Origin of the sequence: Butyrivibrio sp. X503 (assembly GCF_003625475.1) — a bacterium.
GTDB lineage: Bacteria > Bacillota > Clostridia > Lachnospirales > Lachnospiraceae > Butyrivibrio.
The window spans coordinates 92,625-117,595 of sequence record NZ_RAIQ01000001.1 but is presented as its reverse complement, the minus strand read 5'-3'; the positions used below and the strand labels follow the sequence as shown (position 1 = coordinate 117,595).

22 protein-coding genes and 1 riboswitch are annotated in these 24,971 nt (G+C 44.1%); of the genes, 16 read left to right on the top strand and 6 right to left on the bottom strand.

The window, feature by feature from the left end:
• Window positions 1–11: 11 nt before the first annotated feature.
• A complete protein-coding gene (locus D6853_RS00510) occupies window positions 12–1,040 on the bottom strand; it encodes a glycoside hydrolase family 5 protein (RefSeq protein WP_120655862.1) in 1,029 nt (342 codons plus the stop codon).
• A gap of 210 nt (window positions 1,041–1,250) precedes the next feature.
• Here D6853_RS00510 and D6853_RS00505 point away from each other — a divergent pair, with 210 nt between their 5' ends.
• From D6853_RS00505 to D6853_RS00490, 4 genes are read left to right on the top strand one after another with little or no spacing between them, the layout of a single operon-like run.
• A complete protein-coding gene (locus tag D6853_RS00505; protein WP_120655861.1) occupies window positions 1,251–2,390 on the top strand; it encodes an ABC transporter substrate-binding protein in 1,140 nt (379 codons plus the stop codon).
• Window positions 2,391–2,399: 9 nt separating this feature from the next.
• The gene (locus D6853_RS00500) at window positions 2,400–3,413 is read left to right on the top strand and encodes a FecCD family ABC transporter permease (protein WP_120655860.1); all 1,014 of its coding nucleotides are present in this window, start codon (window positions 2,400–2,402) and stop codon (window positions 3,411–3,413) included.
• A 2-nt stretch (window positions 3,414–3,415) separates the two neighbouring features.
• On the top strand, window positions 3,416–4,231 hold the full coding sequence (locus D6853_RS00495; RefSeq protein ID WP_243108261.1) for an ABC transporter ATP-binding protein: 816 nt from the start codon (window positions 3,416–3,418) through the stop codon (window positions 4,229–4,231).
• A gap of 3 nt (window positions 4,232–4,234) precedes the next feature.
• Window positions 4,235–5,236: a hypothetical protein gene (locus D6853_RS00490; protein WP_120655859.1), complete on the top strand. Its 1,002-nt coding sequence runs from the start codon at window positions 4,235–4,237 to the stop codon at window positions 5,234–5,236.
• Between the two features lie 65 nt (window positions 5,237–5,301).
• On the opposite strand, the gene D6853_RS00485 is transcribed toward D6853_RS00490, so the two are convergent.
• The 3 genes from D6853_RS00485 to D6853_RS00475 all read right to left on the bottom strand — a co-directional run bounded on the left by D6853_RS00485 (window position 5,302) and on the right by D6853_RS00475 (window position 8,914).
• The gene (locus tag D6853_RS00485; RefSeq protein ID WP_092246668.1) at window positions 5,302–6,414 is read right to left on the bottom strand and encodes an ROK family transcriptional regulator; all 1,113 of its coding nucleotides are present in this window, start codon (window positions 6,412–6,414) and stop codon (window positions 5,302–5,304) included.
• Window positions 6,415–6,522: 108 nt separating this feature from the next.
• Window positions 6,523–8,052 (bottom strand): FGGY-family carbohydrate kinase, encoded by a 1,530-nt coding sequence (locus D6853_RS00480; RefSeq protein ID WP_120655858.1) that lies wholly within the window; start codon window positions 8,050–8,052, stop codon window positions 6,523–6,525.
• Window positions 8,027–8,914: an L-ribulose-5-phosphate 3-epimerase gene (locus tag D6853_RS00475; protein ID WP_199712984.1), complete on the bottom strand. Its 888-nt coding sequence runs from the start codon at window positions 8,912–8,914 to the stop codon at window positions 8,027–8,029. The genes D6853_RS00480 and D6853_RS00475 overlap by 26 nt, the downstream gene beginning before the upstream one ends.
• A gap of 349 nt (window positions 8,915–9,263) precedes the next feature.
• Between D6853_RS00475 and D6853_RS00470 the strand changes: the two genes are divergently transcribed.
• From D6853_RS00470 to D6853_RS00430, 9 genes are all read left to right on the top strand, one after another.
• The gene (locus D6853_RS00470; RefSeq protein ID WP_120655857.1) at window positions 9,264–10,352 is read left to right on the top strand and encodes an alcohol dehydrogenase catalytic domain-containing protein; all 1,089 of its coding nucleotides are present in this window, start codon (window positions 9,264–9,266) and stop codon (window positions 10,350–10,352) included.
• A 72-nt stretch (window positions 10,353–10,424) separates the two neighbouring features.
• Window positions 10,425–11,885 (top strand): ABC transporter substrate-binding protein, encoded by a 1,461-nt coding sequence (locus D6853_RS00465; RefSeq protein ID WP_120655856.1) that lies wholly within the window; start codon window positions 10,425–10,427, stop codon window positions 11,883–11,885.
• Between the two features lie 88 nt (window positions 11,886–11,973).
• Complete coding sequence (locus D6853_RS00460; protein WP_120655855.1) at window positions 11,974–12,906, top strand: carbohydrate ABC transporter permease; 933 nt, start codon at window positions 11,974–11,976, stop codon at window positions 12,904–12,906.
• A 12-nt stretch (window positions 12,907–12,918) separates the two neighbouring features.
• Window positions 12,919–13,743, top strand: coding sequence for a carbohydrate ABC transporter permease (locus D6853_RS00455; RefSeq protein WP_120655854.1), 825 nt, complete (start codon window positions 12,919–12,921; stop codon window positions 13,741–13,743).
• A 9-nt stretch (window positions 13,744–13,752) separates the two neighbouring features.
• On the top strand, window positions 13,753–14,916 hold the full coding sequence (locus D6853_RS00450; protein WP_120655853.1) for an ABC transporter ATP-binding protein: 1,164 nt from the start codon (window positions 13,753–13,755) through the stop codon (window positions 14,914–14,916).
• Window positions 14,916–16,037, top strand: a complete 1,122-nt coding sequence (locus D6853_RS00445; protein ID WP_120655852.1) for an ABC transporter ATP-binding protein — start codon at window positions 14,916–14,918, stop codon at window positions 16,035–16,037. Before D6853_RS00450 ends, D6853_RS00445 begins: the two co-directional genes overlap by 1 nt.
• Window positions 16,038–16,234: 197 nt before the next feature.
• Window positions 16,235–16,996, top strand: coding sequence for an inositol monophosphatase family protein (locus tag D6853_RS00440; protein WP_120655851.1), 762 nt, complete (start codon window positions 16,235–16,237; stop codon window positions 16,994–16,996).
• Between the two features lie 62 nt (window positions 16,997–17,058).
• Window positions 17,059–17,144: riboswitch (ZMP/ZTP riboswitch) on the top strand.
• A 140-nt stretch (window positions 17,145–17,284) separates the two neighbouring features.
• Window positions 17,285–17,992, top strand: a complete 708-nt coding sequence (locus D6853_RS00435) for an IMP cyclohydrolase (protein ID WP_120655850.1) — start codon at window positions 17,285–17,287, stop codon at window positions 17,990–17,992.
• A 29-nt stretch (window positions 17,993–18,021) separates the two neighbouring features.
• Window positions 18,022–19,200, top strand: a complete 1,179-nt coding sequence (locus tag D6853_RS00430) for a phosphoribosylaminoimidazolecarboxamide formyltransferase (protein WP_092246642.1) — start codon at window positions 18,022–18,024, stop codon at window positions 19,198–19,200.
• Window positions 19,201–19,249: 49 nt separating this feature from the next.
• Here D6853_RS00430 and D6853_RS00425 read toward each other — a convergent pair whose 3' ends face one another.
• A complete protein-coding gene (locus D6853_RS00425; RefSeq protein ID WP_120656275.1) occupies window positions 19,250–19,813 on the bottom strand; it encodes a TIGR01440 family protein in 564 nt (187 codons plus the stop codon).
• A gap of 22 nt (window positions 19,814–19,835) precedes the next feature.
• Window positions 19,836–20,387: an ECF transporter S component gene (locus D6853_RS00420; RefSeq protein ID WP_120655849.1), complete on the bottom strand. Its 552-nt coding sequence runs from the start codon at window positions 20,385–20,387 to the stop codon at window positions 19,836–19,838.
• Between the two features lie 304 nt (window positions 20,388–20,691).
• On the opposite strand from D6853_RS00420, the gene D6853_RS00415 reads away from it, so the two are divergent.
• The 3 genes from D6853_RS00415 to D6853_RS00405 all read left to right on the top strand — a co-directional run bounded on the left by D6853_RS00415 (window position 20,692) and on the right by D6853_RS00405 (window position 24,966).
• On the top strand, window positions 20,692–21,843 hold the full coding sequence (locus tag D6853_RS00415) for a Gfo/Idh/MocA family protein (protein ID WP_120656274.1): 1,152 nt from the start codon (window positions 20,692–20,694) through the stop codon (window positions 21,841–21,843).
• Window positions 21,844–21,865: 22 nt separating this feature from the next.
• Window positions 21,866–22,678 carry a sugar phosphate isomerase/epimerase family protein gene (locus D6853_RS00410; RefSeq protein ID WP_120655848.1) on the top strand — a complete coding sequence of 271 codons (813 nt, stop codon included), beginning with the start codon at window positions 21,866–21,868 and terminating at the stop codon, window positions 22,676–22,678.
• A gap of 158 nt (window positions 22,679–22,836) precedes the next feature.
• Window positions 22,837–24,966: an EAL domain-containing protein gene (locus tag D6853_RS00405; protein WP_158588623.1), complete on the top strand. Its 2,130-nt coding sequence runs from the start codon at window positions 22,837–22,839 to the stop codon at window positions 24,964–24,966.
• The last annotated feature ends 5 nt before the right edge of the window (window positions 24,967–24,971 follow it).

Sequence of the window (24,971 nt, the reverse complement as noted above, 5' to 3'; positions counted from 1 at the left end):
CGGATTGATGATCAAAGTAATTTTGTGATTTCTCCGATAACGCCCTTCATGCGCTCGTCTGAAAGACCGAAGTCCATTTCCTTGTAGCTCCATGCTGCTCGGCCGATACCGTACTTATCGAATGTCTTGCAGATGACCTTGTACCACTTGAGAGCATCTTCGGGAGTTGCTCTGTCGATAACTCCGTACTCGCCGCAGTAGAGCATTACGTTTCGCTCTTCGGCAACTTTAACGGCCTCTGCGAGATATCTGTCAAAGAACTCCGGACCGAACATAGCCTCTTTATCAAACGCTGACATGTCGCCGGTTATATGGTCGAGATGCTTGTTGTTAAATTCGATGTACTGACCGTAGGTTGAATCAAAAGGCATTCTGAACTCGGTGTCCATCTCCTTTATCCACGGCGCTCCCTGATGCGTAAAGATGAGGGGCTCATAGCAGTGGAAGTTATAGACGATGTTGTCATCATAAGGTTCCGCAAGGTCTTTTAACGCCTCGATACTGTTGTTGTAGTAACCGCCCACGAGAATCTTGATATTAGGAGAGATCTTTCTGATCCTTGTGATGCATTCTCTCGAAACATCGTTCCAGATCTCACAATATTCTTTTTTGGTAACTTCGTTGAGAAGCTCGAATGCGAGCATGTTATCGTTCTTGCCGAATCTTATCGCAAACTGCTCCCACAATTTATAAAAGCGATCCTGATACTCTTTTTTCTCAAAGAATCCGAGCTCGCCTTCGCCGCTGTCAAAGCTGTAACCGAAGGTCTTATGGAGATCGAGTACCATATTGAGCTTATTCTTTTTACACCACTCGATCGCTTTCTGAATATATGCAAAACCGTCCTCTTTGTAGTTGCCCTGAGCATCTTCAACAAGGTCGTAGTCAACGGGAACTCTGATGTGATCCATTCCCCAGCTCTTTATAACTTCTATATCGCTTTCTGTGATAAAGAAGTCATACCTTTCCTTGGTGTGGTCGCACTGTGAAAGCCATCCGCCAAGGTTAACTCCGTGCATATACCCCTTTAGTTTTTTCATATTTGCTCCGTTCCGCCGCAGGATAAAATGCGGCAAATGTTTTTCCTTTTTCCCCTTAGATAAGTTTAAGGTTTTTTGGGTGCTACTTCAAGTGAAAAAGAATAGTAGAAGCAGAGCGGAAAGAACGACGTAAGCGTTGAAGAAATGCGCTAAAAAAGGTATATTTGTTTAGGACAATATGAATTATTACATTATAAAAGGAGAAAAATAATGAAAAAGAAAGTTTTAGCTGTGATCATGACCGCAGCCATGGCTGTGTCTGTACTTGCGGGATGTACAAGCAAATATACCGTTACACCCAAAACTCCGGAGAAAGAGCCTCAAATAACAGAAGTTGAGCCCGGAAGCGGCGAGAGTACAGATGAATCAAATGCATCAGGGAAGCCTGTTACCGACAGAAGCGGCAACGCGGTAACTATTCCCGATGAGATTAATGCGATAGTTTCAATGGCGCCTTCGACAACTCAGATTCTTATTGATCTCGGTCTTGCCAATAAGATCATAGCTTGCGATACATATTCGGCAGCGAGCTACGGAGATGTTCTTACAAAAGACATTCCTCAGTTCGATATGATGACTCCCGATCAGGAGCAGATTATCGCACTCGGAGCTGACGTTGTTTTCACAACCGGAATGAGTGCAAGCCACGGTGAAGATGTTTTTGCTTCGGTAAAAGAAGCGGGTGTATGTGTTTGCGATACTCCAAGCAGCGCAAGCCTTGAAGATATCCAAAAAGACATAGAGTTTTTCGGCGCGGCAGTCGGAAAGAGCGATGAGGCTGCCAAGATCAATGAAGAGATGAGTGCTTCTATCGATGAGATAAAAGAGATTGCGGCTACAATTCCGGAAGACGAGAAAAAGACGGTTCTTTTTGAACTTTTCACTCCTTCGGGTGATACACCTACTATCTACACTGCAGGCTCAAACACATATATAAACGAGATGCTTGAGATTGTCGGTGCCGTTAATGTTGCGGGAAAAGAAGCTGAGCAGTGGCCGGCTCTTACCGAGGAAGCTGCAGTCGCTATGGATCCCCAGGTTATCCTTACTGCTGACATGTACACGGATGATGTTATCAATGTGCTTCTTACAATGAAGGGCTGGGAGAACGTTTCTGCAATTAAAGACAAGGCAGTTTATCAGATCGACAACGATACCGTAAACCGCCCCAATCAGCATGTTATCAGCGCTATGATTGAAATGGGAAAAGATATTTATCCCGATTATTATAAAGATGTTGTAGATCCTTTTGCGGGTGACAAGGCAGACGCTGCAAGCGATGCAAGCACAGTGGATGCTGCAAGCGATGCGTCATCTGAAGAAGTTGCAGAGGAGAAACCTGCGGCCTAAGGTGATTATATGAAAAAGAAAATCATGGCAGTCATAGTATTGGCATTTGCTATATTGCTTGTCTGTATCGGCATTGGTAGCGTTTCTATATCGCCAATCGAGGGACTGCAGATTATCATAAGCAAAATATTTTCCGTTTCGCTTCCCGATAGCGTGACTCCGACAAATGTTTCAATCTTTTGGGATATTCGTATGCCGAGAGCACTTACGGCATTTCTTGTCGGCGCGGCTCTCTCTGTGAGTGGTGCGATTATGCAGGCTCTTTTGCAGAATCCGCTTGCATCGTCTTATACGATGGGCGTTTCTGCGGGAGCTTCTCTTGGCGCGGCTTTTGTTATCATAACGGGAATAACCGGAACGATATTCGGAATGTTTCTTCTTCCCGTGTGCGGCTTTGCGTCAGGTCTTTTGACCGTGCTTCTTGTTCTTGCGTTCTCACTTAGGATAGACAAGAACATGCACAACCACACGATAATCTTGTTCGGTATGGTCTTTTCTCTTTTTGTAAATGCAATCCTCACTCTTGTAAGTACGCTTAACGGCGAGCATATGCAAAGGCTTGTGCTGTGGCAGCTCGGAACCTTCTCGGGACGTAGATGGATTCATGTGTTGATCCTTTTAATCTGCCTCGTACTTGGAACAATTGGAACAATTCTGTATCACAGAGAACTCGATATCATGAGCTTTGGACAGGAACAGGCGATGAGCATGGGCGTTGACGTCGGAAAGTCCAAGATAATGCTGCTTCTTTTGTCATCTTTTTTGACCGGAGCTGCCGTGTGTTTTTCGGGAATCATCGGGTTTGTGGACCTCACGGTTCCGCATATAGTAAGAAGGATTTTCGGGGCAAAGCATGCACTTGTCATACCGATGTCGCTGCTTCTCGGAGGTGCATTTATGACACTTTCGGACATGGTATCACGAACTCTTTTGGCACCGAGAGAGATTCCGGTCGGTGCTGTAACGGCACTTGTCGGAGCACCTTTCTTTGTGTGGGTTTATTTTCACGATAGGAAACAGTAATTATGGAGCAGAAGATACTTGAATGCATGGAGCTTTCCTGCGGATACGGCAGGAGACCTTCGGACAATTCCATAATCAAAAAGATCGGCTTTGATATAAAAGAGGGCGAGAGCATAGCTATTCTCGGCCCCAACGGCTGCGGCAAGACAACGCTTCTTAGAGCGCTTGGCGGAATTATTCCATACGAGGGAAACGCCTGCATCGAAGGGCGCGAGATCCGCGATATGAAGAGAAAAGAGCTGGCGTCTTACGTTTCGTCAATGACGCAGCTTTCGGGCGTGTATTTTTCATATACCGTAAAAGAGACTGTAATGCAGGGAAGATATTTGTACTGCAAAAATATCTTCGGAACTTATGATAAAAGAGATATCGAAGTTGTCGATGAATGTCTTGCAAGCACAGGGCTTGAGAAGCTAGCGGACAAGCAGATAGGTGAGCTTTCGGGAGGTCAGCTTCAGAGAGTTTTCCTTGCAAGAACACTTGCGCAGGAAACGCCGATACTTCTTCTCGATGAGCCCACCAATCACCTTGATCTTAAATATCAGGCGGAGCTACTCGATTTTCTAAACGTTTGGAAAGAAAAAGAGACCGTGATGTCTGACGGAAGACGTGTTCGCAACACTTTGATCGGTGTCTATCATGATATCAATATGGCACTTATGGTTGCGGAGAAATTTCTTTTGATCAAAGACGGGGAAATACTGTGCTTTGGAAACAAAGAAGAAGCAGTTACAGGGGAAAACCTAAAGGCTCTGTACGAAATTGATGTTGAAGCTTATATGAGTGAAAGAGCAAAACTATGGAGGAAAGAGGAATAGAATATGAAAAAACGAAATATTTTTGGCCTTTTATTTGGGCTTATATTTATGCTTACGGCGTGTAACGAAGCCACTGAGATAAACAATACTGCTGCGGGTGACAATTCTGTAGCAGAGACGGAAGAATTGACGGAAGGTACCGACGAAGATGTAGAAGAGGGTACTGAAAATGATGCATCCGGCGCAGCAAGTAGTGTTTATGTTGAAGACAGTGCTTCCAATGCGTCGACTGAAGAAAAAGCGGAAGCTAAAGATATTCAATACGATCGTACATATCTGGAAAACGTGGACGGAGAATATGTTTATAGGCTTACGGATAAGAGCATTATTGAAAAGTATGATGAACTTTACGCGGATGCTTTTGCGGATGTTGTAAAAACTCAAGAGGAAGAAGCTGCTTGGCTTGATCAGAGTGTTTACTCGGATCAAACTGTGGTTACAAGCAATCTTTTATATCAGGATACAAATGAGAGCCGGATGATGAAAACCGGATCAACATTTGAAATGGACTACGATTTTGATCTTCTAAATGTTGGATATACATATGTGGATTTAAACAGTGACGGTGTTTATGAGCTGATATTCGGTGTGCTGCATGATAAATATCAGGATAATGAACCGCAGCTAGTCTTTGAACGTGCCTACGCTTTGGTAGACGGTAAGCCGAAAAAAATCTGTGAGGGCGGAAGCAGGTGTACTTACTGGCTTGGAAATGATGGATACATTTATCATTATGGTAGCAGCGGAGCTGCCTATAGCGGAGTTTGGAGAATACATATAGATAATGTTTCTGCACCGTCAAGCAAATTTGTGGAAGATGAGTTTTTGGGTTGCTGGGGTAATTTGGTACATATAACCGAACCAATCACAGATATAGATGAATTGGCTTATTTACCTGAATATCAGATATCCGATGATGAATACAAGGCATTATCTCAAGAATGGGAAAGCAGACAAGTTAAGATAGAATGGATTCCTTTTGGTGAATACCAAAAAAAGCATTAATGTAGCGGAAAAACCCGAGCACTTTAGTCAAAGTGCCCGGGCTTTTTTGTTGTGATTATGGTAGTTTAAATAGTCTTTATAAACTGTGAGATAAAGTACAGGGCAGCGCCTGCCGCGATGTTCTCGCGTTTGTAGGAACAGAGCTTGATGAAATCGGCATTTGTATCGAAAGTGCTGATCTTGAGAGCTCTTTTCTTTATCTCGTCTAAATAAGGTTCCAGATATGCTCCGACATATCCGCCGAGGATGATGTCGCAATCAAGTATCGCGCGGACATTGACTACGGTCTGTGCTGTGTAATCCAAGTACTGTTGCCACTCATCCAATATCTTTTCATCTGTTGTGGTCTCAAGGTCCTTGAAGTATCCCTCGAGATCGTCCTGTGAAAGATTGGTTGCCGCAAGATAAGGATCTACGCATCCGTTCTGTCCGCAGTAACACTTTCTTCCGTGAGGAACGAGGGTTATATGGCCGACCTCTGCTGAACGGAAGTTGTCTCCCGAGTAGACCTGACCGTTGATTATCATGGCACCGCCGACGTTGTTACTTAGCATTATATAAAATGCATTCACCATGTCTTTGTTGATCCATTTTTCCGCAAAGCACGAAGCTTTCGCATCGTTGAACATAACTATGTCCATGTCTATGTATTTGCGGAACATATCGTAGATGTCTTCTCGGATATCCATGATTCCGCTGTAGAATACCGTCTTGTTATCTGATTGAACAAGAGCGGGGATACCGATTCCGACTCCCAAAATCTTTTTGTTGTCAATCTTGCTATCCTTGATGAATTTCTTAAGGAGATTGGCTACTTCCTTGAAGTAGGAATCCTTATATTCGAATATCAGATAGTTACGGCTAAAAGAGATTATGTTGCCGTTAAGGTCGACTACAACGCATGAGACGTGGTGTTTGGTTATATCAAGTCCCAGCGCGACTTTGGCGTCGGCACAGAGTGAATATGTTGTAGCTCTTCTTCCACCGGTCTGACCTCTTGATCCACTGACCGATATCAGTCCGAGTTCCGACAGATAATCAATGTTCTTGTTTACTGTCGGGAGGGTTAAATTCAGTGCAGAAGCCAGATCTTGCTTGGTTGCTTCCGGATGGTCTAAAAAATAGGAATAGATATTAGATGTGTTGAATTTCCTTAAGTTAAAATCAAAACTTTCCATTTATATAATCGTCCATTCTGGTTGTGAGAGAAGCCCTATCGGGCACTACATTTATATGATACCTTATTTGAAAACTTTTTGCATCTTGTTTTATAAAGTGACTTACAATTATCCCCCAATTATCTCTTGCATGTCGCTCCATGTGCTGTCGAGTGCCTCGATGACTTTTTTGTATAAAAGATATTTCTTTTCATAGTCGTCATGAGCCCATGCTCTCGGAAGAATCGGCTCACTCATGCGGCACATGTGATCTGCTGCGTCCGTGACACTCATGTAGTCGCCAACCGCGGTGGCAACAGCAATAGCACAGCCGAGAGCTCCGGTCTCGTCTACATCGACTGTCTCAACCGGAAGATTCATGACATCGGCAAACATCTGAGTCCAAGCTTTGGACTTGGCAACACCGCCTGCGAGACGGATCACTGCTTCCTTGGAATCCCTGGTGTTCATGAGTCTGTCGAGGTGCCATCTGTGAGAATAAACAATGCCTTCATATACGGCGCGCAGCATGTGATGTCTTGTGTGAGATGCGTCGAGTCCGACAAACGCCGCGCGCGCAAGAGGGTTAACATTGCTTGCTGTAAGGAAAGGCAGGAACACGGGAACAAAGTCCTTTGGCTCGAATTCTTCGCACCATTCATTCATGATGTCATAGATGCTTCCGCCGTTTTTCTTGGCTTCTTCTTTTAACTCGGGAAGAAGCTGACGGATGAACCACTCGTTGTTTCCTGCGGAAGTGGGGCTTGATTCCTCGATAAGATAATATCCGGGAAGACAGAAGATTGAATTCATCTGTACGCTTCCGTCGAGAACCGCTGTTTTGCGAGGATATTCATTTATGCTCCATGTGCCTGCGATCATGCAGATGTTCTTGTCATCTGTTACGTTGACTGCGAGTGCACAGGCGTTTATATCGAACATTCCTCCGATGACGGGTGTGCCTTCTTTTAATCCTGTCGCTTCAGCGGCTTCTTTGGTGATGTGTCCCGCGATATCTGTTGAGAGGCAGATGGGAGGAAGTGCGTCCCAGAGCTTTTCTATGCCGAATAATTTCAATAACTCCTTGTCAAAAGAAGCAGTGTGAAGATTCATAAGTCCTGTACCGGAATAATCCGTGATCTCGGCTCTTGCTTCACCTGTTAATCTGAAACGAACGTAGTCCTTACATTCAAATATCCACTCGATGTTATCCATGTTTTCGGGTTCGTTGTCACGGATCCATGCAAGAAGACATACCGGCTGACATGCCATTATGTGCTGGCAGGAGAGCTCAAAAGCTTTTTCTTCCGTTCCGTCTTTTTTCCAATCGGAATAATATTTCCATGCGCGGTTATCGGATGAGATGATGCCTCTTCTTACGGGGTGTCCGTCTTTTCCCCAGAGATAAAGACCTTTTCCGTGGCCACAAAGTCCGATTCCTGCAATGTCTGCGGGATCTATATTGTTCTTTTTTATAAGCTCGCGGATAACGGTACAGTTATCGTCCCACATCTGATCCATGTCGCGCTCTACAAAATCGGGAGCGGGCGTTATTGCTGCGGTTGCGATCGATTCTACGGCAACCTGCTTTCCCTCTTTTGTAAAAAGAGCTGCTTTTGTATTTGTTCCTCCGTTATCTAACCCCAGATAATATCTCATTGTTTTCGGTTACTCCTTTCCGGTATTGTTCTTCAATATATTTCTTGGCGTTTGTGATGTATTCTTTATAATCCATGCCTTCCTGGTACCACATTTCCATCATGTAAGGTCCGGAATAGCCCAAGTTTTCCAAGATATTAAGTTCTTTTGCAAAATCAACGCAGCCTTCTCCGAAGGTTACGCACTTAAACTTTCCTTCAAAGGTCGGAGTTACCGCCAAAGTATCTTTTAAATGAACTCCGACTATTTCATGGATTCCGAGCTCGAGTTCATGCTTTACATCGTTTCCCCAAGCCGTGAGATTTCCAAGGTCCGGATATACCGTGAACCAGGGAGATGGGATCTCGTCTTTATATCTTTTGTAACGAGTGATGCTGCTCATAAGCTCCGTGTCCATGATCTCCATCGCAAGCATTACCTGATATTTCTCAGCCATCCTTGCTGCGGATTGCAAGCCTTCCAAAAAGAGCTGTAAGCTTTCGGGAGTCGATTGTTCATAGTAAACATCGTAGCCGGCAAGCTGGATCACACGGATTCCGAATTCTCTGCAAAAGAGAATTGCTTTATCCATAAGTTCATGTGCTTTTTCTCTAATAATGGGATCGGTGCTTCCATACGGGAAACGGCGATGACAGCTAAGACACATGGAAGGTATGGGAACGCCGGTCTTATGGATCGCGGCGTGAAGCTTTTCTTTTTCTTTTTCGGTCCAATCCAGTCTGCTTATTCTTTCGTCTTTTTCATCAATGGATATTTCAACATAGTCATATCCGAGGTCCTTTGCGGTCTGCAGGCGCTGTTCCCAATCCATTTCGGGCGGAAGTGCCTTTTCATACAAACCGAGTAAGTGATTGCCCAACATGGTAGTCTTTCCTCCTTACCTGATCAGCTTGAATATAATAATTTAATTTTTAACTCATTATATAAAACGCATTTATATAACGACTTTAATTTAACACAGATTTATTTCAAAATGCAATCCAAGATTAAGGGCAAAAGATATGAAAAGAAATTGCGGTTTTTGTGTATTTTTGCTAAAAACATAAAAAGCGAAAACTTTTTTGATGTTTAAAGTTGACAAACAAAAATCCGAGTTGTATATTCGGTTTAGAAATTCGTTATAGAAAACGGTTTTACAAAACTGGAAAATGTGCACACGTTCCATAACTGCGATTTCTACATAAGACAACAGAATAGGAGGGAATTATAAAATGGCAGTTAGAGGAAGTATTCCAAAGACTATGAAAGCTTTGGTTGCTTACAGCAAGGATGACTACAGATTAGAACTTGCCTATCCGACTCCCGAGTGCGGACCCGACGATATAATTATTAAAACCGAGGCGTGCGGTATCTGTGCAGGTGATTTAAAATGTAAGCATGGGGCAGCGATGTTCTGGGGAGATGATATTCAACCTTCATGGGTTAAACCCCCTTTCATTCCCGGACATGAGTTCTACGGAACCATTGTTCAGATGGGTGAGAATGTCGAAGGATATGAACTTGGTGAAAAGATCACAGCGGATCAGATTGTTCCTTGCGGAAAATGTAAGTTCTGCAAAGACGGACATTATTGGATGTGTCAGCCACATGACATGTACGGTTTCATGTCATATACCAACGGCGGTATGGCAGAGTATGTAAGATACGGAAAGACATCTGTTATTTCAAAGCTTCCGAAGGATATGCCTTTGGAGCAGGCAGCGCTTGTTGAACCTTATGGTTGCTCCAAGCATGCTGTAGACAGAGCAGAGATCACCAATGAAGATGTTGTTGTTATTTCAGGCGCAGGAACACTCGGACTTGGAATGATCACATACGCAAGAATGAAGAATCCCAAGAAGCTTATCGTTCTCGACATGCAGGAGAACCGCTTGGAGATGGCAAAGAAATTCGGCGCTGACCTGGTATTTAATCCCGGTAAGTGTGATATAGACAAAGAGATTAAGGCTATTACAGACGGCTACGGATGTGACATTTATATTGAGGCTACAGGTAATCCCGCCAGCGTAATTCAGGGTCTTACTATAATAAGAAAACTCGGAACATTTGTTGAGTTCTCCGTATTTGGCAAAGAGACTACAGTTGATTGGTCTATCATCGGAGATCGTAAAGAACTTGATATCAGAGGAGCGCACCTTAGCCCTTACGCATATCCTTTTGTAATTGAAAACATGATGAACGGCAACTTAAAGACAGAAGGAGTCATTACCACAATCCTCCCCATTGACGAATGGGAAAAAGGATTTGATCTTGCTTCGGGACGCGAAGGCGACCTTAAGGTTGTACTTACCTTTGATTAAAAAAAGCATGCAACAATGAAATAAAAGAACCAAAGACAAAATGCAAAAAGAAGAAAGATAAGGAGAGACAGTATGAGAAAGTTAATGTCACTTGTATTGGCGGCTACAATGGTAGCAGCAACGCTCACTGGCTGTGGGGTTGACTCACCCCAGGCAGTTGGAACCCCCGAATCTGACGGACAGCAAGCGGCACCTGCAGCGGAATCCGCTTCCCCCGAAGCAGCAGCGGAAGAGTTTGACTGGAAGAAATATGATGGTGAAGAGATCACAGTTCTTTTTAGTGAACATACTTATGCAGATGCAGTTGAAGAGAAACTGGACGAGTTTACTGAGAAAACAGGTATCAAGGTTAATTATTCTTCAATGCCCGAGGGAAATTACTTTGAAAAGCTTAACGTTGAGCTCAGCAGTCATTCAGGATCTATCGACGTTTTCATGACAGGTGCATATCAGTCATGGGAATATGCTACAGCCGGCAACCTTGAACCTCTCGAGAAATACATTGGCACTACACTCACAAGCCCTGATTGGGATTACGATGATTTCATTCCTGCGGTTATCGATGCTCTTAAATGGGATCTCGTTCCCGGACATGCTGTAGGCTCCGGCTTCCAGTGGGCTCTTCCTATGGGATGGGAAGTAAATATCCTTACATATAATAAGAGAATTCTTGAAGAGAAGGGTATTGAGCCTCCCAAGACAGCTGAGCAGCTTCTCGAAGCAGCCAAGGCTCTTAAAGAGTTCGACGGCAGCGGTTCTTACGGACTTGCAGTTCGTGGTCTTCCCGACTGGGGAACAATCCATCCCGCATATATGTCCATGTATTCAACATGGGGTGCTAAGGATTTTGAGATTGAGAACGGCAAGCTTGTAAGTAAAGTTAATTCTCCCGAAGCAGTTGCTATGACTGAGTACTGGGTTGACCTTGTAAAGAACGGCAGCGCTCCTCAGTGGGCAACATACGGATGGGAAATGTGCGGAGCTGACCTCGGTGCAGGAAAAGCAGCTATGATGTGGGATGCAGACAGAGGTGGATATACTCAGAATACACCCGGATCATCCAACGAGGCCGGAAACATGGCATTCGGCATGGTTCCTTATCCCGAATCTGCAGGCAAGACAGAGGCAGATATGAAGTCTAACCTTTGGGTATGGTCAATGGCTATGAACGCTGATTCTACAAAGAAGGAAGCTGCTTGGTACTTCATGCAGTACTTCACAAGTCCTGAGTTTATGCTTTGGTCAGGCGTTGAGAAGGCTTGCACGGACACTCCTCGTACTTCGGTACTTAACAACGAAGCTTACAAGCAGTCTGTTGCAGGTGCAGAAGGATATTACGAGGCCTTCTCTACAATATCCAAAAATGCAAGTATCTTCTTCACAGCTCAGCCATACTTCACAGAGACAACAACTGAGTGGGCTAAGACCCTCCAGGATCTTGTAACGACCGATAAGTATTCTTCCGTTCAGGAAGCTATGGATCAGCTAAAGGTTACGATGGATGAACTTGTTTCCGATCTTGAAGTAGAGTAATCTGAAAGAGAAGTAAAAAACTAACACAAAACGCACGGGGGAGGCAATTTTCCCCCGTGATGTTTTGAATAATGTATGAGGTGTAGACATGACCGCAAAGAACAAGAGCAACGGTAAATCAGAACTGAACAAAGTGCCGTTTTCGACACGTGTCAGACCCTATTTGATCGTTGCACCTTCACTCATCATTACAATCGGAATCATGGTTCCCTTTGCAATGGCAATTTGGTATTCACTTACTAATTATTCTTTTAAACTTCCCACTCACAAATTCATAGGCATAAACAACTGGGTAAGTATGTTGGGAGATCCCGCATTCTGGGGAGCAGTAAAAATTTCATTAATGTACGGTGTCATTTCCACGGTACTGGAAATGCTTATAGGTCTTGGAGTCGCTATTTTACTTAATAATTTGAATAATGGGCTTTCAAAAGTACTGCGCGTTCTGCTTGTATTTCCGCTTATGATCGCACCCGTTACGGCGACGATCGTATGGCAGCTTATGTTGAACAGTTCGGTAGGTATTGTTGAAAAGCTTTTGAATATATTCGGCGTATACAACTTCCCATGGGCTGCAGCACCGGGAACGGCTATGCTGACGGTAATCATTATAGACGTATGGATCAATACCGCATTTATTATTCTGCTGGTTTTGGCAGGACTTCAGTCACTTCCGAAGTCGCCTTTTGAATCGGCTCTTATTGATGGCGGAAGCGCATGGTTTAACTTTACAAACCTTACACTTCCGATGCTTAAGCCAAGCCTTTACATAGCACTTTTGTTCCGCTTCATGGCGGCACTTCAGGAATATGCGATAATCTTCGCGCTTACAAAGGGAGGCCCCGGAAATGCGCTGATGTCTCTTTCGCTTACCGCATATCAGAAAGGCTTCAAATTCCAGAAGTTTGGTGCGGCAATACCGTTTATTCTGGTTCTTTGGCTTATTATCAACATTGCCGCAAAACGTATCGTAAACTTACAGCGTACTGCACAGAAGCAGGCCGCAGGTCTGGAAGAGTAAAGGAGGAGCAAGATGAAGACAGGAAAACAGAGAGCACTATATGTGCTTCAAAACTTCTTACTTATCGTATATGCGATATTTGCGCTCTTCCCTCTTATTTGGATGGTGCTTATAACTTTTAAGTCAGATACGGAAGTATTTACAACAACGTTTTTGTTCCACCCCACACTTGCAAACTATCAGGAAGTACTTCTTCGTTCGAACTACGCAAGATACATCCTTGACAGTGTTATAGTATCGGGCGGTGCGGTTTTGGTATCTGTAATTGTAGGTGTGCCTGCGGCATATGCGCTTGCAAGATACAATTTCCCGAGAAAAGAAGAATTGGCATTCCAGATTCTTTCTTATAAATTTGCACCCGAAATATTGGTTGTTCTGCCACTTTTCATGATCTACCAAAAAATCGGTCTTTATGACAGCTATGTGGGCCTTATATGGGTTTACCAGCTAATATCACTTCCTCTTTTGATATGGGTTGTCCGCGGATATTTCGAGGACATCTCGGTAGAGATTGAATATGCGGCTCAGGTCGACGGTTACAGCTGGTATCAGATCTTTTTCAAGATGCTGGTTCCTCTGATCAAGCCCGGTTTGGTTTCGTCAGCGCTCCTCGCCTTTATATTTGCTTGGAATTCCTTCACTTTCCCGCTCATTCTTTCAAGCAACAAGGTGTACCCTGTAACCGTTGCGATCATGAAATACTTAGGTACCGACAGTGCTCACTATGGACAGCTTGCGGTTGCTTCAACAGTATCGGCTCTGCCTGCTGTGATCTTTGCACTTTGCATTCAGAAGCATCTCGTTCGTGGACTCAGCTTTGGTGCCGTTAAAGGTTAAGGAGGACTTATGGCAAGAATACAACTTGAGAATGTCAAGAAGGCCTTCGGCAAAGTTCAGGCACTTGATGGAATCACAATTGACGTTAAAGATAAAGAGTTTTTTGTATTGTTCGGACCTGCGGGTGCAGGAAAGACAACTATTTTGAACTGTATCGCCGGAATTGCGATGCCCGAAGAAGGCGTTGTAAAATTCGGCGATGAAGTAATGAACCTTACAGATCCCGCACACCGCAACGTTGCGATGGTTTTCGAAAATTATGCTCTGTATCCTCAGATGACTGTTTACGACAACATGGCATCAGCCCTTAGAAGTAAGCTTTACAAGGCAAGTGAAGAGGAAATCGCCGAGAGAATTAAATGGGCTGCCAAGACAATGAAGATGGAGAATCTTCTTGAGAGACTTCCCAGCCAGTTGTCAAACGGACAGAAGCAGAGAGTAGCGATGGGACGTGCGCTCGTTCGTACACCCAACGTATTCCTTATGGATGAGCCTTTGGCACACCTTGATGCCAAGCTTCGTAATTCTATGCGTACAGAGCTTAAGGAAATGCAGGCAAATCTCGGATCTACTTGTATCTATGTAACACATGACTTTATGGAAGCAATGGCGCTTGGCGACCGTATCGCCATTATCAATAAAGGTAAGATCGTGCAGATAGGTACGGGTGATGAGATCTACTACATGCCTTGCAATGAGTTCACCGCACAGCTTATGGGCGAGCCTCAGATCAATATTTTTGAGGCAACAGTTGCAGCAACAAATGATGGATTTGATGCAAAGATCAATGTATGCGGAGAAGAGATCACTCTTGCTCTTCCTAAGGATGACAATGTTTATTCCAAGATCAAGGAGCAGGGAATGGTACGCTGCGACATCGGTATCCGTCCTCAGAATGTTAAGTACTCTTTTGAACCCAAGGAAGGTTATTTCAAGAGCACGGTCTACAGCTATGAGAGTATCGGAAATAAATCTGTTATCGTTGCAGAGTGCGGAGATTATCAGCTTCGTATGATCGCCCCCAACGGTCTGAATGTTGAGATCGACAGCGATGTTTACATTAAGCTCGAAATGGATCATATAATCCTCTTTGACTTTGAGAGCAAAGAATATATAGTTCGTTACGATGAGGCAAGCTTTATTGCACTCGCTGCATCAAAGGAGGAAGAATAATGGCCGGATTGACACTTAATCATCTTTATAAAAGATATGATAATTCAGGTAAAAAGAAAAAGATCAAGAATGATTTTGCTGTAAAGGATCTTAACCTTGTCTGTGAGCAGGGAGAATTTGTCGCATTACTCGGTCCTTCCGGATGCGGAAAAACAACTACACTGCGTATGATCGCAGGACTTGAGGAGATAACTGACGGAGAGATCTTTATCGGAGACAGACTTGTAAACAAGCTTCATCCCAAGGACAGAAATATCGGACTTGCATTCGAAGATTACGCGATGTATCCGCCTTTAAACGTATACGGAAACGTTGCGTTCAACATGAGAGCAAAGGGCGTGCCCAAGGAAGAGATCGACAGGAAAGTTCGCGAGATCGCTCCTCTCATGCAGATAGACGACCTTCTTGATAAGATGCCCGTTAAGCTTTCGGGCGGACAGAAGCAGCGTGTTAATATCGCAAGAGCAATCATCAGAGAGCCCGAGCTCCTTCTTATGGACGAGCCTTTGTCACACCTTGACGGTAAGGCACGTCAGGCAATGCGTACCGAGATCAAGCGTCTTATCAACAAGATCAAATGTACAACGGTTTACGTTACACACGATCAGCTCGAGGCTATGTCACTTGCTGATAAGATTGCTATCATCAACTTCGGTGTGCTTCAGCAGTTCGGAACACCTACGGAAGTTTACGACGATCCCGCCAATGAGTTCGTTGCATCATTTATCGGTGAGCCTCCTATGAACATTTTGGAGACTACCATTATAAATAAGGACGGAACATTCTTCTTTACATTCGAGGATTCCAATCTTCAGATCGCGGTTCCCAAGAGATACTACAGTGTAGTAAGTGACGGATTCCGCTGCAAGATGGGCGTTCGTCCTATGGACGTTCTTATCGGCGGACCCGATTCACAGGGAACTTCCGAAGAGATCGCTACTTTTGAGAATCTCGGAGATGAGAGAAGAATAGGTGTCCGCGTAGGCGACGTACTCATGATGCTTATCACGGAAGATGAGAAGCGCTACAAGAGAGGCGACGTTATAAAGCTCGAAGTTCGCGAAGAAAAGACACACCTTTTCGATATCGAGACCGGTGATCGTATTAGAGAAAAGAACTGATAGGGAGGAATTGTGATGAATATAATCTTAAGCGTAGCTTCTATAGTATTACTTTTGCTCCTTGCTTGGCAGATCTGGGGCTCTGTATGGAACATCATCGCTATCGTACACAGCTTGTTCAAGGACTGAGAAGGATGTATTATTTTAAGAAAAGTCCTAAAGAATAAAGAAATATCAAGGACAAGCGGAGATGTAAGATGTTAATTGAGAAAATTATTGAAACTGCAAAAGATGCGGGAGACATAATGCTTAGCGCAAAGCGCCCAAAGATCATGGAAAAAGAGGGTCATGCAAACTTCTGCACCGAGACTGACGAAAAGATTCAGGCTTTTTTGATCGAAAGACTTGAGAAGATCCTTCCTGAGGCGTCATTCCTCGGTGAGGAGGACGGACAGGATGTCTTCGAAGAAAAGATGAGCAGTGGATATTGTTTTGTTCTCGATCCTATTGACGGAACAAGTAATTTTATTTTTGAATACAGACCCTCTGTGGTTTCGATAGGTCTTTTGAAAGACGGGGAACCATATATGGCTGTAGTCTACAACCCTTATGATGAGATGCTTTTTTCCTCTGTTATTGGGCAGGGGACTTACATGAATGGTGAAAAGATCATGTCCTCCGATAGTCCCCTGTCCGACTCCCTGGCGGTGTTCGGAACAGCTCCTTACTACACTGAGCTTAGGGACAAGTCATTTGAGATGGCAAAAGAGCTACTTCCCAAATGCGTAGACCTCAGAAGGTCCGGTACGGCTGCATGGGATATGTGCTGCACCGCGCTTGGAAGAACGAGTTTATATTTTGAACTTAAGATCCAGCTCTGGGACTACGCCGCAGCTGCGCTTATCGCATCGGAAGCGGGCTGCAAGGTTACGGATATTGAAGGTAATCCGCTTTCTTACAGGGGCGCAACTTCATGCCTTTGTATGGCGAGAGGAGTTACGGAAAATCCGTTTAAGTAATCATATAAAAAATCTTTGGTGATTTTTTACCTTGATTTTTTTTAAGCAAAAGTGTATGTTATATGTGTCCATACAACTGGCGGATAAGTGGGTAACCACGAGGGAGTATGGAGAATAATAATGAATGTCGACCGCCTGGGCAACCGCTTTTTGTGGTTTCCCAGGCGGTTTTTTTGTGCAGAGCACTTGGCGAGGTATTGTCGAGCTTAGTGCGAGCCACACATGTTCACTTAACAAGGTTTTTTCGAGTTTAGTGAAGCATGTGATTCATTTAAATGGAGGACAGATATGGTTAATTTACAGGAAGAAATCTCACGCACCACTTACCCCGGAAGAGGCATCGTTATCGGCCTTACAGCTGACGGCAAAAAGGCAGCATGTGCTTACTTCATCATGGGAAGAAGTGAAAATTCAAGAAACAGAGTATTTGTAGAAGACGGCGAAGGTATCCGCACTCAGGCATTCGACCCTTCCAAGATGGAAGATCCCAGCCTTATCATCTACGCTCCCGTAAGAGTTCTCGGTAACTCAACTATCGTTACCAACGGCGATCAGACAGATACAGTTTACGATCTTATGAAAGAGGGCAAGACTTTTGAGCAGGCTCTTCGCACAAGAGAGTTCGAGCCCGATGCGCCCAACTACACACCTCGTATTTCCGGCATCATGAACGTAGAGAACGGCAAATACGATTTTGCTATGTCAATTCTTAAGAGCAACAACGGAGATCCTTCTTCTTGCCATAGATTTACATTTGCTTACGAAAATCCCAAGGCAGGCGAAGGCTATTTTATCCATACATATATGAAGGACGGAAATCCGCTTCCCAGCTATGAGGGTGAGCCTACACTCGTTAATATCGAGGGAGACATCGATACATTCACAAACAATGTATGGAACGCACTCAACGAGGATAATAAGGTTTCATTGTTCACAAGATTCATTGACATCGAGACAGGTAAGTACGAGTCAAGGATCATCAACAAGAATAAGTAATTATTTGTAGGAAAATAGGAGAAAACGGTATGAACGAAATAGAACTTAAATACGGCTGTAACCCCAATCAGAAACCTTCCAGAGTATATATGGAGGACGGAAGCGACCTTCCCATAAAGGTGCTTAACGGAAGACCCGGATACATCAACCTTCTTGATGCACTCAACGGATGGCAGCTTGTTTCTGAGCTTAAGAAAGCAACAGGACTTCCCGCAGCAACATCTTTTAAGCATGTATCACCTGCAGGTGCCGCTGTCGGAACACCTCTTTCAGATATTGAGAAAAAGATCTATTGGGTAGAGGATCTCGGTGAGCTTTCACCTCTTGCCAATGCTTATGCAAGAGCACGTGGCGCCGACAGAATGTCATCATTCGGAGATTTCATCTCACTTTCGGATGTCTGCGACCTTGATACTGCAAACCTTGTAAAAAGAGAAGTTTCGGACGGAATCATTGCTCCCGGTTATACAGATGAGGCTCTTGCGGTTCTTAAGGCTAAGAAGGGCGGCAACTACGCTGTTATCGAGATTGATGAGAACTATGTTCCCGCTGCTATCGAGAAGAAGCAGGTATTTGGCGTAACTTTCGAGCAGGGACACAACTTCATCGAGATCGGTGAGGACATGCTCACAAACATCGTTACAGACAACAAGGAACTTCCTGAGTCAGCTAAGATCGACCTTATCATTGCACTTATCACACTTAAATATACACAGTCCAATTCTGTTTGCTACGTTAAGGGCGGACAGGCTATCGGTATCGGAGCAGGACAGCAGTCAAGAATTCACTGCACAAGACTTGCAGGTTCCAAGGCTGACAACTGGTTCCTTCGTCAGGCACCTCAGGTTCTTAATCTTCCTTTCCTTGATACCATCAAGAGACCCGACAGAGACAATGCTATCGATCTTTATATCGGTGCTGATTACATGGATGTTCTTGCAGACGGCAAGTGGCAGAATATCTTCAAAGAAAAGCCTGAAGTATTCACAGAAGAGGAGAAGAGAGCTTGGCTTGATAAGAACACAGATGTTGCTCTTGGTTCAGACGCATTCTTCCCCTTCGGAGATAATGTTGAAAGAGCCTTCAAGAGCGGCGTAAAGTACATCGCTCAGCCCGGCGGATCTGTTCGTGATGACAACGTTATCGAGGCAGCAAACAGCCACGATATGGTAATGGCATTCACAGGACTTCGTTTGTTCCACCATTAATTCAAAAACCCTGAAATGCTTTCTTTCGCATTTCAGGGTTTTCTTTTGGTTACATGAGCTTTTCGTCGTAGATTGCCCTCTGTCCGCCGACGTATTTCGGGCGGTGGCGGGCACATATTATGGGAGCGGCTCCTATTTTACGAAGAGAGATGCGCATAGGTACCACTACGTGGTGCATGTGCATTCCTATCATGGTGCCGCCTATATCTATTCCGGCGTCAGCCTTTTGGTTGATCGACTCTACAAGAACGGGATCGTTAAATCTCTGATAGCATACGGTTGCAAAGGCTCCGCCTGCATGATTGGGCTGAGGTATTGCGTTGACCTGCTCAAAACCGTATTTTTCCATGACTTCTCTCTCTACAACAAGAGCTCTGTTGAGGTGCTCGCAGCACTGAGCTGCCATAAATATGCCGTTCTCTTTAAGGACGGGGACTATTCCGTCAAATACCGCATTGGCAGAATCAAGGTTTGTTGCGGTTCCTATCTGGTCGCCAAGGATCTCGCTTGATGAGCAGCCTACTACAAATAGGCTTCCCTTTGTAAGTCTTGCGCCTTCAAGGATCTCGGTCACAGCTTGTTTGCTTTGAGAAGTGATTTCGCTAAAATCCATTTCTTTTGCCTTTCTTATTGTTTTATTCAAAATCGAATCTTTTAAATATCTTAAGAAGCCCTGCCTTATAGCAAAGAAGGAGAGATCCGACAACTCCGAGGAGTGCCTGTGCGATCTCGTAAGGGAGCTTTATCATTGCATATTCAAAAGTGCTGTATACATAGGTCTTTCCAAGTGTATAACCAACTACCATTATAACCGCACCGATGAGGGTTGCAACAACTGATGCTGCAAAATGCTCTTTTTCCCCTTTGATCATCTTGGAGTGGACTATAAGAGAGATCACAAGAGCCTGAAGGCCATGTGTTACAAGCGATACAAACATTGGAGCGGGATAAAAGAGAAAGTCTCCGAGGAACGATCCGATACCGCCTACGATAAAAGCAGCTACAGGATCAAGGAGTATCGCTGCTGTGCATATTATAAGGTCGCAGAGGTATAAGTGGCCTCCGGGGACCGGTATTCCAAAGCTTGACATAATGATGTTGAGCGCCATAAAAAGGGCTGTTATCGTGATCCACTTTACGTGATCGGAAGCTTTTTTGTTATTAAGAGCTTGAGTATTCTGTGTCATCTGAATTCTCCCAAATAATGATATTGCGCAGCTATAGGCTCGTAGCGACATGCGGCCTATATATTCTCGTACGCTAGCATAGAATATACTACATATCTGGTATCAATATAATAACCAATTGCGATTATTTTTTTAATACCAGTTTATGCGAGTGATAATGCGGAAAGTGCGTTAGTTTACCAGATGATAAGTGCGATTGCAAGATATGAGTAGTGAGATGTCTTTTTATGATATTAAAATAAGCAATGTGGGATGCGAAATCAACGCATTTCCATATTCTACAGCCCGAAGAAAGGAACGTCTTATGAAAAACTGCAAAGTCGGAATTTTGGGAACAGGTGTAATCAGCAGAACATATGCCGGAGACATCAAGGAATTCTACAAGAAGCTGGAAATTGATGCGTGCGCGGATATAAATACTGAAGCAGCACAAAAATTCTCCTCCGAGTTTGGCATACCGCGCGTACTCAGTGTTGATGAAATTCTAGAAGACCCCTCAATTGATATTATTATCAATCTCACACCTCCACAATTTCATCTCGAGTTATCAAAGAAGATATTGAGTGCCGGTAAGCATCTTTTTTCCGAGAAACCGTTTGCGGCTACATTGGAAGACGCAAGGAGCATTCTGGATCTGGCAAAAGAGAGATCTCTCTATGTCGGATGTGCTCCCGATACCTTTCTTTCCTCGGGACTGCAGAGCGTAAGGCATTATCTTGATGACAATCTTATAGGTAAGCCCTTTTTTGTCACAGCCAATATGACTACCTTTGGCGTTGAGACATGGCATTGCAATCCGAGAGCTTTTTATATGAAGACCGCAGGCCCTATCTACGATATGGCGCCGTACTACATTTCGGCGATCGTTTCGCTGCTTGGACCGATCGACAGTATAACGGCGCTTAGCTGCAAGGGGCAGGAAGTTCGCCACATTTATGTTGGTCCCGATGAGGGAAAAGAGCTGGTGCCCGAAACAGATACGCATTATTCGGCGGTCATGAGGCTTAAGAGCGGAGCGGTAGTAAATCTTAACGTAAGTTTTGATATATACAGATCGAACCTCCCGATGTTTGAGATATACGGAAGCGATGGCACTTTGACTTATCCCGATCCGAACTTCGGCGGCGGAAGTCCCAAAATATACAGAAAAGAGCAGTTCACCGATACCGTTTATAATAAGAGCGAGGACACCGTTAAGAGAAGCGAAAGCTTTGTGACGCTTCCAGAGCTCTTCCCCAGGGTAAAAGATTATTCGCGAGGCATAGGTGTCCTGGATCTTGCAGATGCGATAGAAAAGGGAAGAGACCCAAGAACAAGCGGAGACTTCATCTTACATGTGACTGAAGCGCTTGAGGGCATAATAAAGTCAGCAGATAACAACGAAACCTACAAAATGACAACCACATGTGAAAGACCCGAGCCGTTAAAGCCCGGAACGAACATGGGAGAGATATGATCAAAGCAAAAAGGAGAAAGGTATGAAACTTGGAACGTCGTCACCTCTTAAACATGACAGCCCTGCACAGTGGGCCAAAAGACACAGAGAACTCGGACTTGAAGCTATCAATTTTTCACCTACATGCAAGGACGATGATAAGCTCATAGATGAGTATGTAAAGGAAGCAGCCGCAAACGGCCTTACCATCGCGGAAGTCGGTATCTGGAGAAATACACTGGACCTTGATGAAGATAAAAGAAAAGAGGCTATTAAGTACAGTATCGGTCAGCTTGAGCTTGCAGACAGGATCGGCGCACGCTGCTGCGTAAACATCCTGGGATCAAGAGGTGAGCGCTGGGACGGAGCATACAAGGACAATTTTTCAAAAGAGACTTGGGAGCTTGGAGTAAAGACAATAAGAGAGATAATAGATGCTGTAAATCCAAAGAATACATATTTTACGATAGAGCCCATGCCTTGGATGGTTCCGACGGGCCCGGATGAGTATTTGCAACTTATGGAAGATGTAGACAGGGACAGATTCGCGGTACATCTTGATCTTTTTAACTGGATGACAACTCCTAAGAGATATTTTTTCAACGAAGAATTCATAGATGAATGCTTTGAAAAGCTCGGTAAATATATAAAGAGCTGCCATATCAAGGACGTTAAGATGCAGGATGATTACACGATCTTTTTCAAAGAGACCTATCCCGGAAACGGAGAGATCAACATAAAGCACGTCATAGAAAAAGGCCTTGAATACGATAAGGACATGACCTATATCATTGAACACCTGGTCACCGATGAAGAATATCTAAGAAGTGTTGAATATGTAAAAGGCCTGTTTTAAGCATATAAAGAGTAATTGTGACCCATTTGGAAATGGGTCACTTTTTTACGAAAAATTTTCGTAAAGTATGATATAATATTCATGCGTGCACGTTATTTTGTTTCCAAATAACTAATGAAACGGGGGATTTTGTTTCATTGGTTATGGAGGCAGGGATTATGAGGAAAAAACGTGATTCTTTGATGTCGGAAGAAAGATATCATATCGATGAACTTACGGGGCTGCACAGTCTGACCGGTATCCTTGAGCATCTTCAGGGACATGGGGAGTTTGCGGCTTGTCTTAATACGGTCATCATCTATATAAATGTCATGAATTTCAAGTCTTTTAACCAAAGATACGGCTTCTCGGGAGGCAATGACTTCATAAAAGGCATTGCAATGGAGATTCTCGGAGTGTTCCCCAATGAGCTGGTTGCAAGGGCAAGCGGCGATCATTTTATAATTCTGTCCAATTCACTTATGCAAAATGAAATAACCGAAAGGCTGGATAAGCTGCGTGAGATAGTTCATAAGTATGAAAAAGGCCTTGTTATGCGTATAAAGGCGGGAATTTATCTTGCAAGAGGAGATGAGGAAGATCCCGTTGTCATGATAGACAGGGCGAAGGCTGCCTGCGACGATATCATAAGAGTTTATGACCGCGATACCAATTTTTATTCGAATGAGCTTGAAAAGAGAAACAGGCTTAGGCAATATGTCCTGGATAACTTCGAGACAGCTTTTAACAACAGATATTTCAAGGTTTATTATCAGAAGGAAGTCAGGACGCTGACCCGCAATGTGTGCGGCTATGAGGCGCTTGCCAGGTGGATGGATCCGGAATTTGGAATTATCTCACCCGGGCTTTTTATCGAGGTTTTGGAGGATGTAAGGCTTGTTCATAAGCTGGATACCTATATTATAGAGCAGGTATGCGCGGATCTGCGAAAAGATATCGAGCTCGGACATAATGTGGAACCGGTGTCCGTTAACCTTTCAAGGCTTGATTTTGAGCTTTGCGATATTCTCGGAGAAGTTGATAAGTGCAGGGAAAAGTATGACATTCCAAAATATCTTTTGAATATAGAGATAACAGAGAGTGCGGTCGCTTCGGGCGCGGACTTTCTGGGTGATCAGATAAAGAGCTTCAGAAATGCGGGATATGAAGTTTGGATGGACGACTTCGGCGCAGGCTATAGCTCTTTTAATAACCTTAAGTCCTATGATTTTGATGTCGTAAAGATCGATATGAACTTCCTTAGGGAGTTTCAGACCAACAAGAAATCAAGGGTAATCCTTGCAAATATCGTGGATATGGCAAAAGAGCTCGGGATCCATACGATCGCAGAGGGTGTGGAGACTGAGGAGCAGTACGAGTTTCTTAAAAGAATCGGCTGTGAGAAGCTGCAGGGCTTCTTGTTCGGAAAGCCGGAGCCTCTTAACGACAGCGGTGAAAAGGTTACAAATGTAGGCGAACACTGTGAATCTATGGAGATAAGGAACTACTACGACAAGATCGGAGAGATCAATCTTCTTGGAAATACACCGTTACGACCCAAGACCATGGAGGTTTTCAACAACCTTCCGATAGCGATCCTTGAGGTCGATGAGAATGAAATGAACATGCTCTACATGAATAATGCCTATGTTACCTTCCTTAATACGATTGGAATCGCGAACATGGAAGAAGTAAACAAGAGGCTTAAGAATGTTGAGCTTCCCGATGTTAAGGGGTTAAAAGAGATAACACAGAAGGCGGAAAGCTCTCTCACAAGTAGGGCGGAAGCCGATTATATAGCAGGCGGAAGCGTCGTCAATTCCAAGGTGCGTTTCATATCGAGGCAGGGAAACAAAGCGTCTTTTGCCCTTGTATCAAGGAATGTGACGTTGTATAGTGACGGCCATCTTGCCGACAGCGTTCAGGCTGCGATGGCGCATATTTTTAATCAGTATTTCAGGGTGGATATTTTTGACGATGAGGGAACCGTGGAAAATATCTTCCTTAAGGGCGAACAGATAGCAATCTCCGATCGTGTTAAGAGCGCAGATAAGGCGGTAAAAACTTACGCGGAGCTATTTATCAAAAAGTCGGAGATCGAGCGGTTTATAAGCTTTTATGATATGTCGACCGTTAGGGACAGGATAAAAAAGGCCGGAACGGATTATCTTGTGGATCATTTCCATTCATCGTCGCTTGAAAACGCAGGCAGAATGCAGATGTACATGATTATGCCTTTCTATTATAATAATAAATGGAAGTATATCTCATGTAGCAGATATGCCGACGAGATGGTGGGAACCAATTAGGATCC

What these genes read in the sequence shown, in the direction of transcription:
- D6853_RS00510 (WP_120655862.1), bottom strand. Translation starts at nt 1,040, where the DNA reads ATGAAAAAACTAAAGGGGTATATGCACGGAGTTAACCTTGGCGGATGG.
- D6853_RS00505 (WP_120655861.1), top strand. Translation starts at nt 1,251, where the DNA reads ATGAAAAAGAAAGTTTTAGCTGTGATCATGACCGCAGCCATGGCTGTG.
- D6853_RS00500 (WP_120655860.1), top strand. Translation starts at nt 2,400, where the DNA reads ATGAAAAAGAAAATCATGGCAGTCATAGTATTGGCATTTGCTATATTG.
- D6853_RS00495 (WP_243108261.1), top strand. Translation starts at nt 3,416, where the DNA reads ATGGAGCAGAAGATACTTGAATGCATGGAGCTTTCCTGCGGATACGGC.
- D6853_RS00490 (WP_120655859.1), top strand. Translation starts at nt 4,235, where the DNA reads ATGAAAAAACGAAATATTTTTGGCCTTTTATTTGGGCTTATATTTATG.
- D6853_RS00485 (WP_092246668.1), bottom strand. Translation starts at nt 6,414, where the DNA reads ATGGAAAGTTTTGATTTTAACTTAAGGAAATTCAACACATCTAATATC.
- D6853_RS00480 (WP_120655858.1), bottom strand. Translation starts at nt 8,052, where the DNA reads ATGAGATATTATCTGGGGTTAGATAACGGAGGAACAAATACAAAAGCA.
- D6853_RS00475 (WP_199712984.1), bottom strand. Translation starts at nt 8,914, where the DNA reads ATGTTGGGCAATCACTTACTCGGTTTGTATGAAAAGGCACTTCCGCCC.
- D6853_RS00470 (WP_120655857.1), top strand. Translation starts at nt 9,264, where the DNA reads ATGGCAGTTAGAGGAAGTATTCCAAAGACTATGAAAGCTTTGGTTGCT.
- D6853_RS00465 (WP_120655856.1), top strand. Translation starts at nt 10,425, where the DNA reads ATGAGAAAGTTAATGTCACTTGTATTGGCGGCTACAATGGTAGCAGCA.
- D6853_RS00460 (WP_120655855.1), top strand. Translation starts at nt 11,974, where the DNA reads ATGACCGCAAAGAACAAGAGCAACGGTAAATCAGAACTGAACAAAGTG.
- D6853_RS00455 (WP_120655854.1), top strand. Translation starts at nt 12,919, where the DNA reads ATGAAGACAGGAAAACAGAGAGCACTATATGTGCTTCAAAACTTCTTA.
- D6853_RS00450 (WP_120655853.1), top strand. Translation starts at nt 13,753, where the DNA reads ATGGCAAGAATACAACTTGAGAATGTCAAGAAGGCCTTCGGCAAAGTT.
- D6853_RS00445 (WP_120655852.1), top strand. Translation starts at nt 14,916, where the DNA reads ATGGCCGGATTGACACTTAATCATCTTTATAAAAGATATGATAATTCA.
- D6853_RS00440 (WP_120655851.1), top strand. Translation starts at nt 16,235, where the DNA reads ATGTTAATTGAGAAAATTATTGAAACTGCAAAAGATGCGGGAGACATA.
- D6853_RS00435 (WP_120655850.1), top strand. Translation starts at nt 17,285, where the DNA reads ATGGTTAATTTACAGGAAGAAATCTCACGCACCACTTACCCCGGAAGA.
- D6853_RS00430 (WP_092246642.1), top strand. Translation starts at nt 18,022, where the DNA reads ATGAACGAAATAGAACTTAAATACGGCTGTAACCCCAATCAGAAACCT.
- D6853_RS00425 (WP_120656275.1), bottom strand. Translation starts at nt 19,813, where the DNA reads ATGGATTTTAGCGAAATCACTTCTCAAAGCAAACAAGCTGTGACCGAG.
- D6853_RS00420 (WP_120655849.1), bottom strand. Translation starts at nt 20,387, where the DNA reads ATGACACAGAATACTCAAGCTCTTAATAACAAAAAAGCTTCCGATCAC.
- D6853_RS00415 (WP_120656274.1), top strand. Translation starts at nt 20,692, where the DNA reads ATGAAAAACTGCAAAGTCGGAATTTTGGGAACAGGTGTAATCAGCAGA.
- D6853_RS00410 (WP_120655848.1), top strand. Translation starts at nt 21,866, where the DNA reads ATGAAACTTGGAACGTCGTCACCTCTTAAACATGACAGCCCTGCACAG.
- D6853_RS00405 (WP_158588623.1), top strand. Translation starts at nt 22,837, where the DNA reads ATGAGGAAAAAACGTGATTCTTTGATGTCGGAAGAAAGATATCATATC.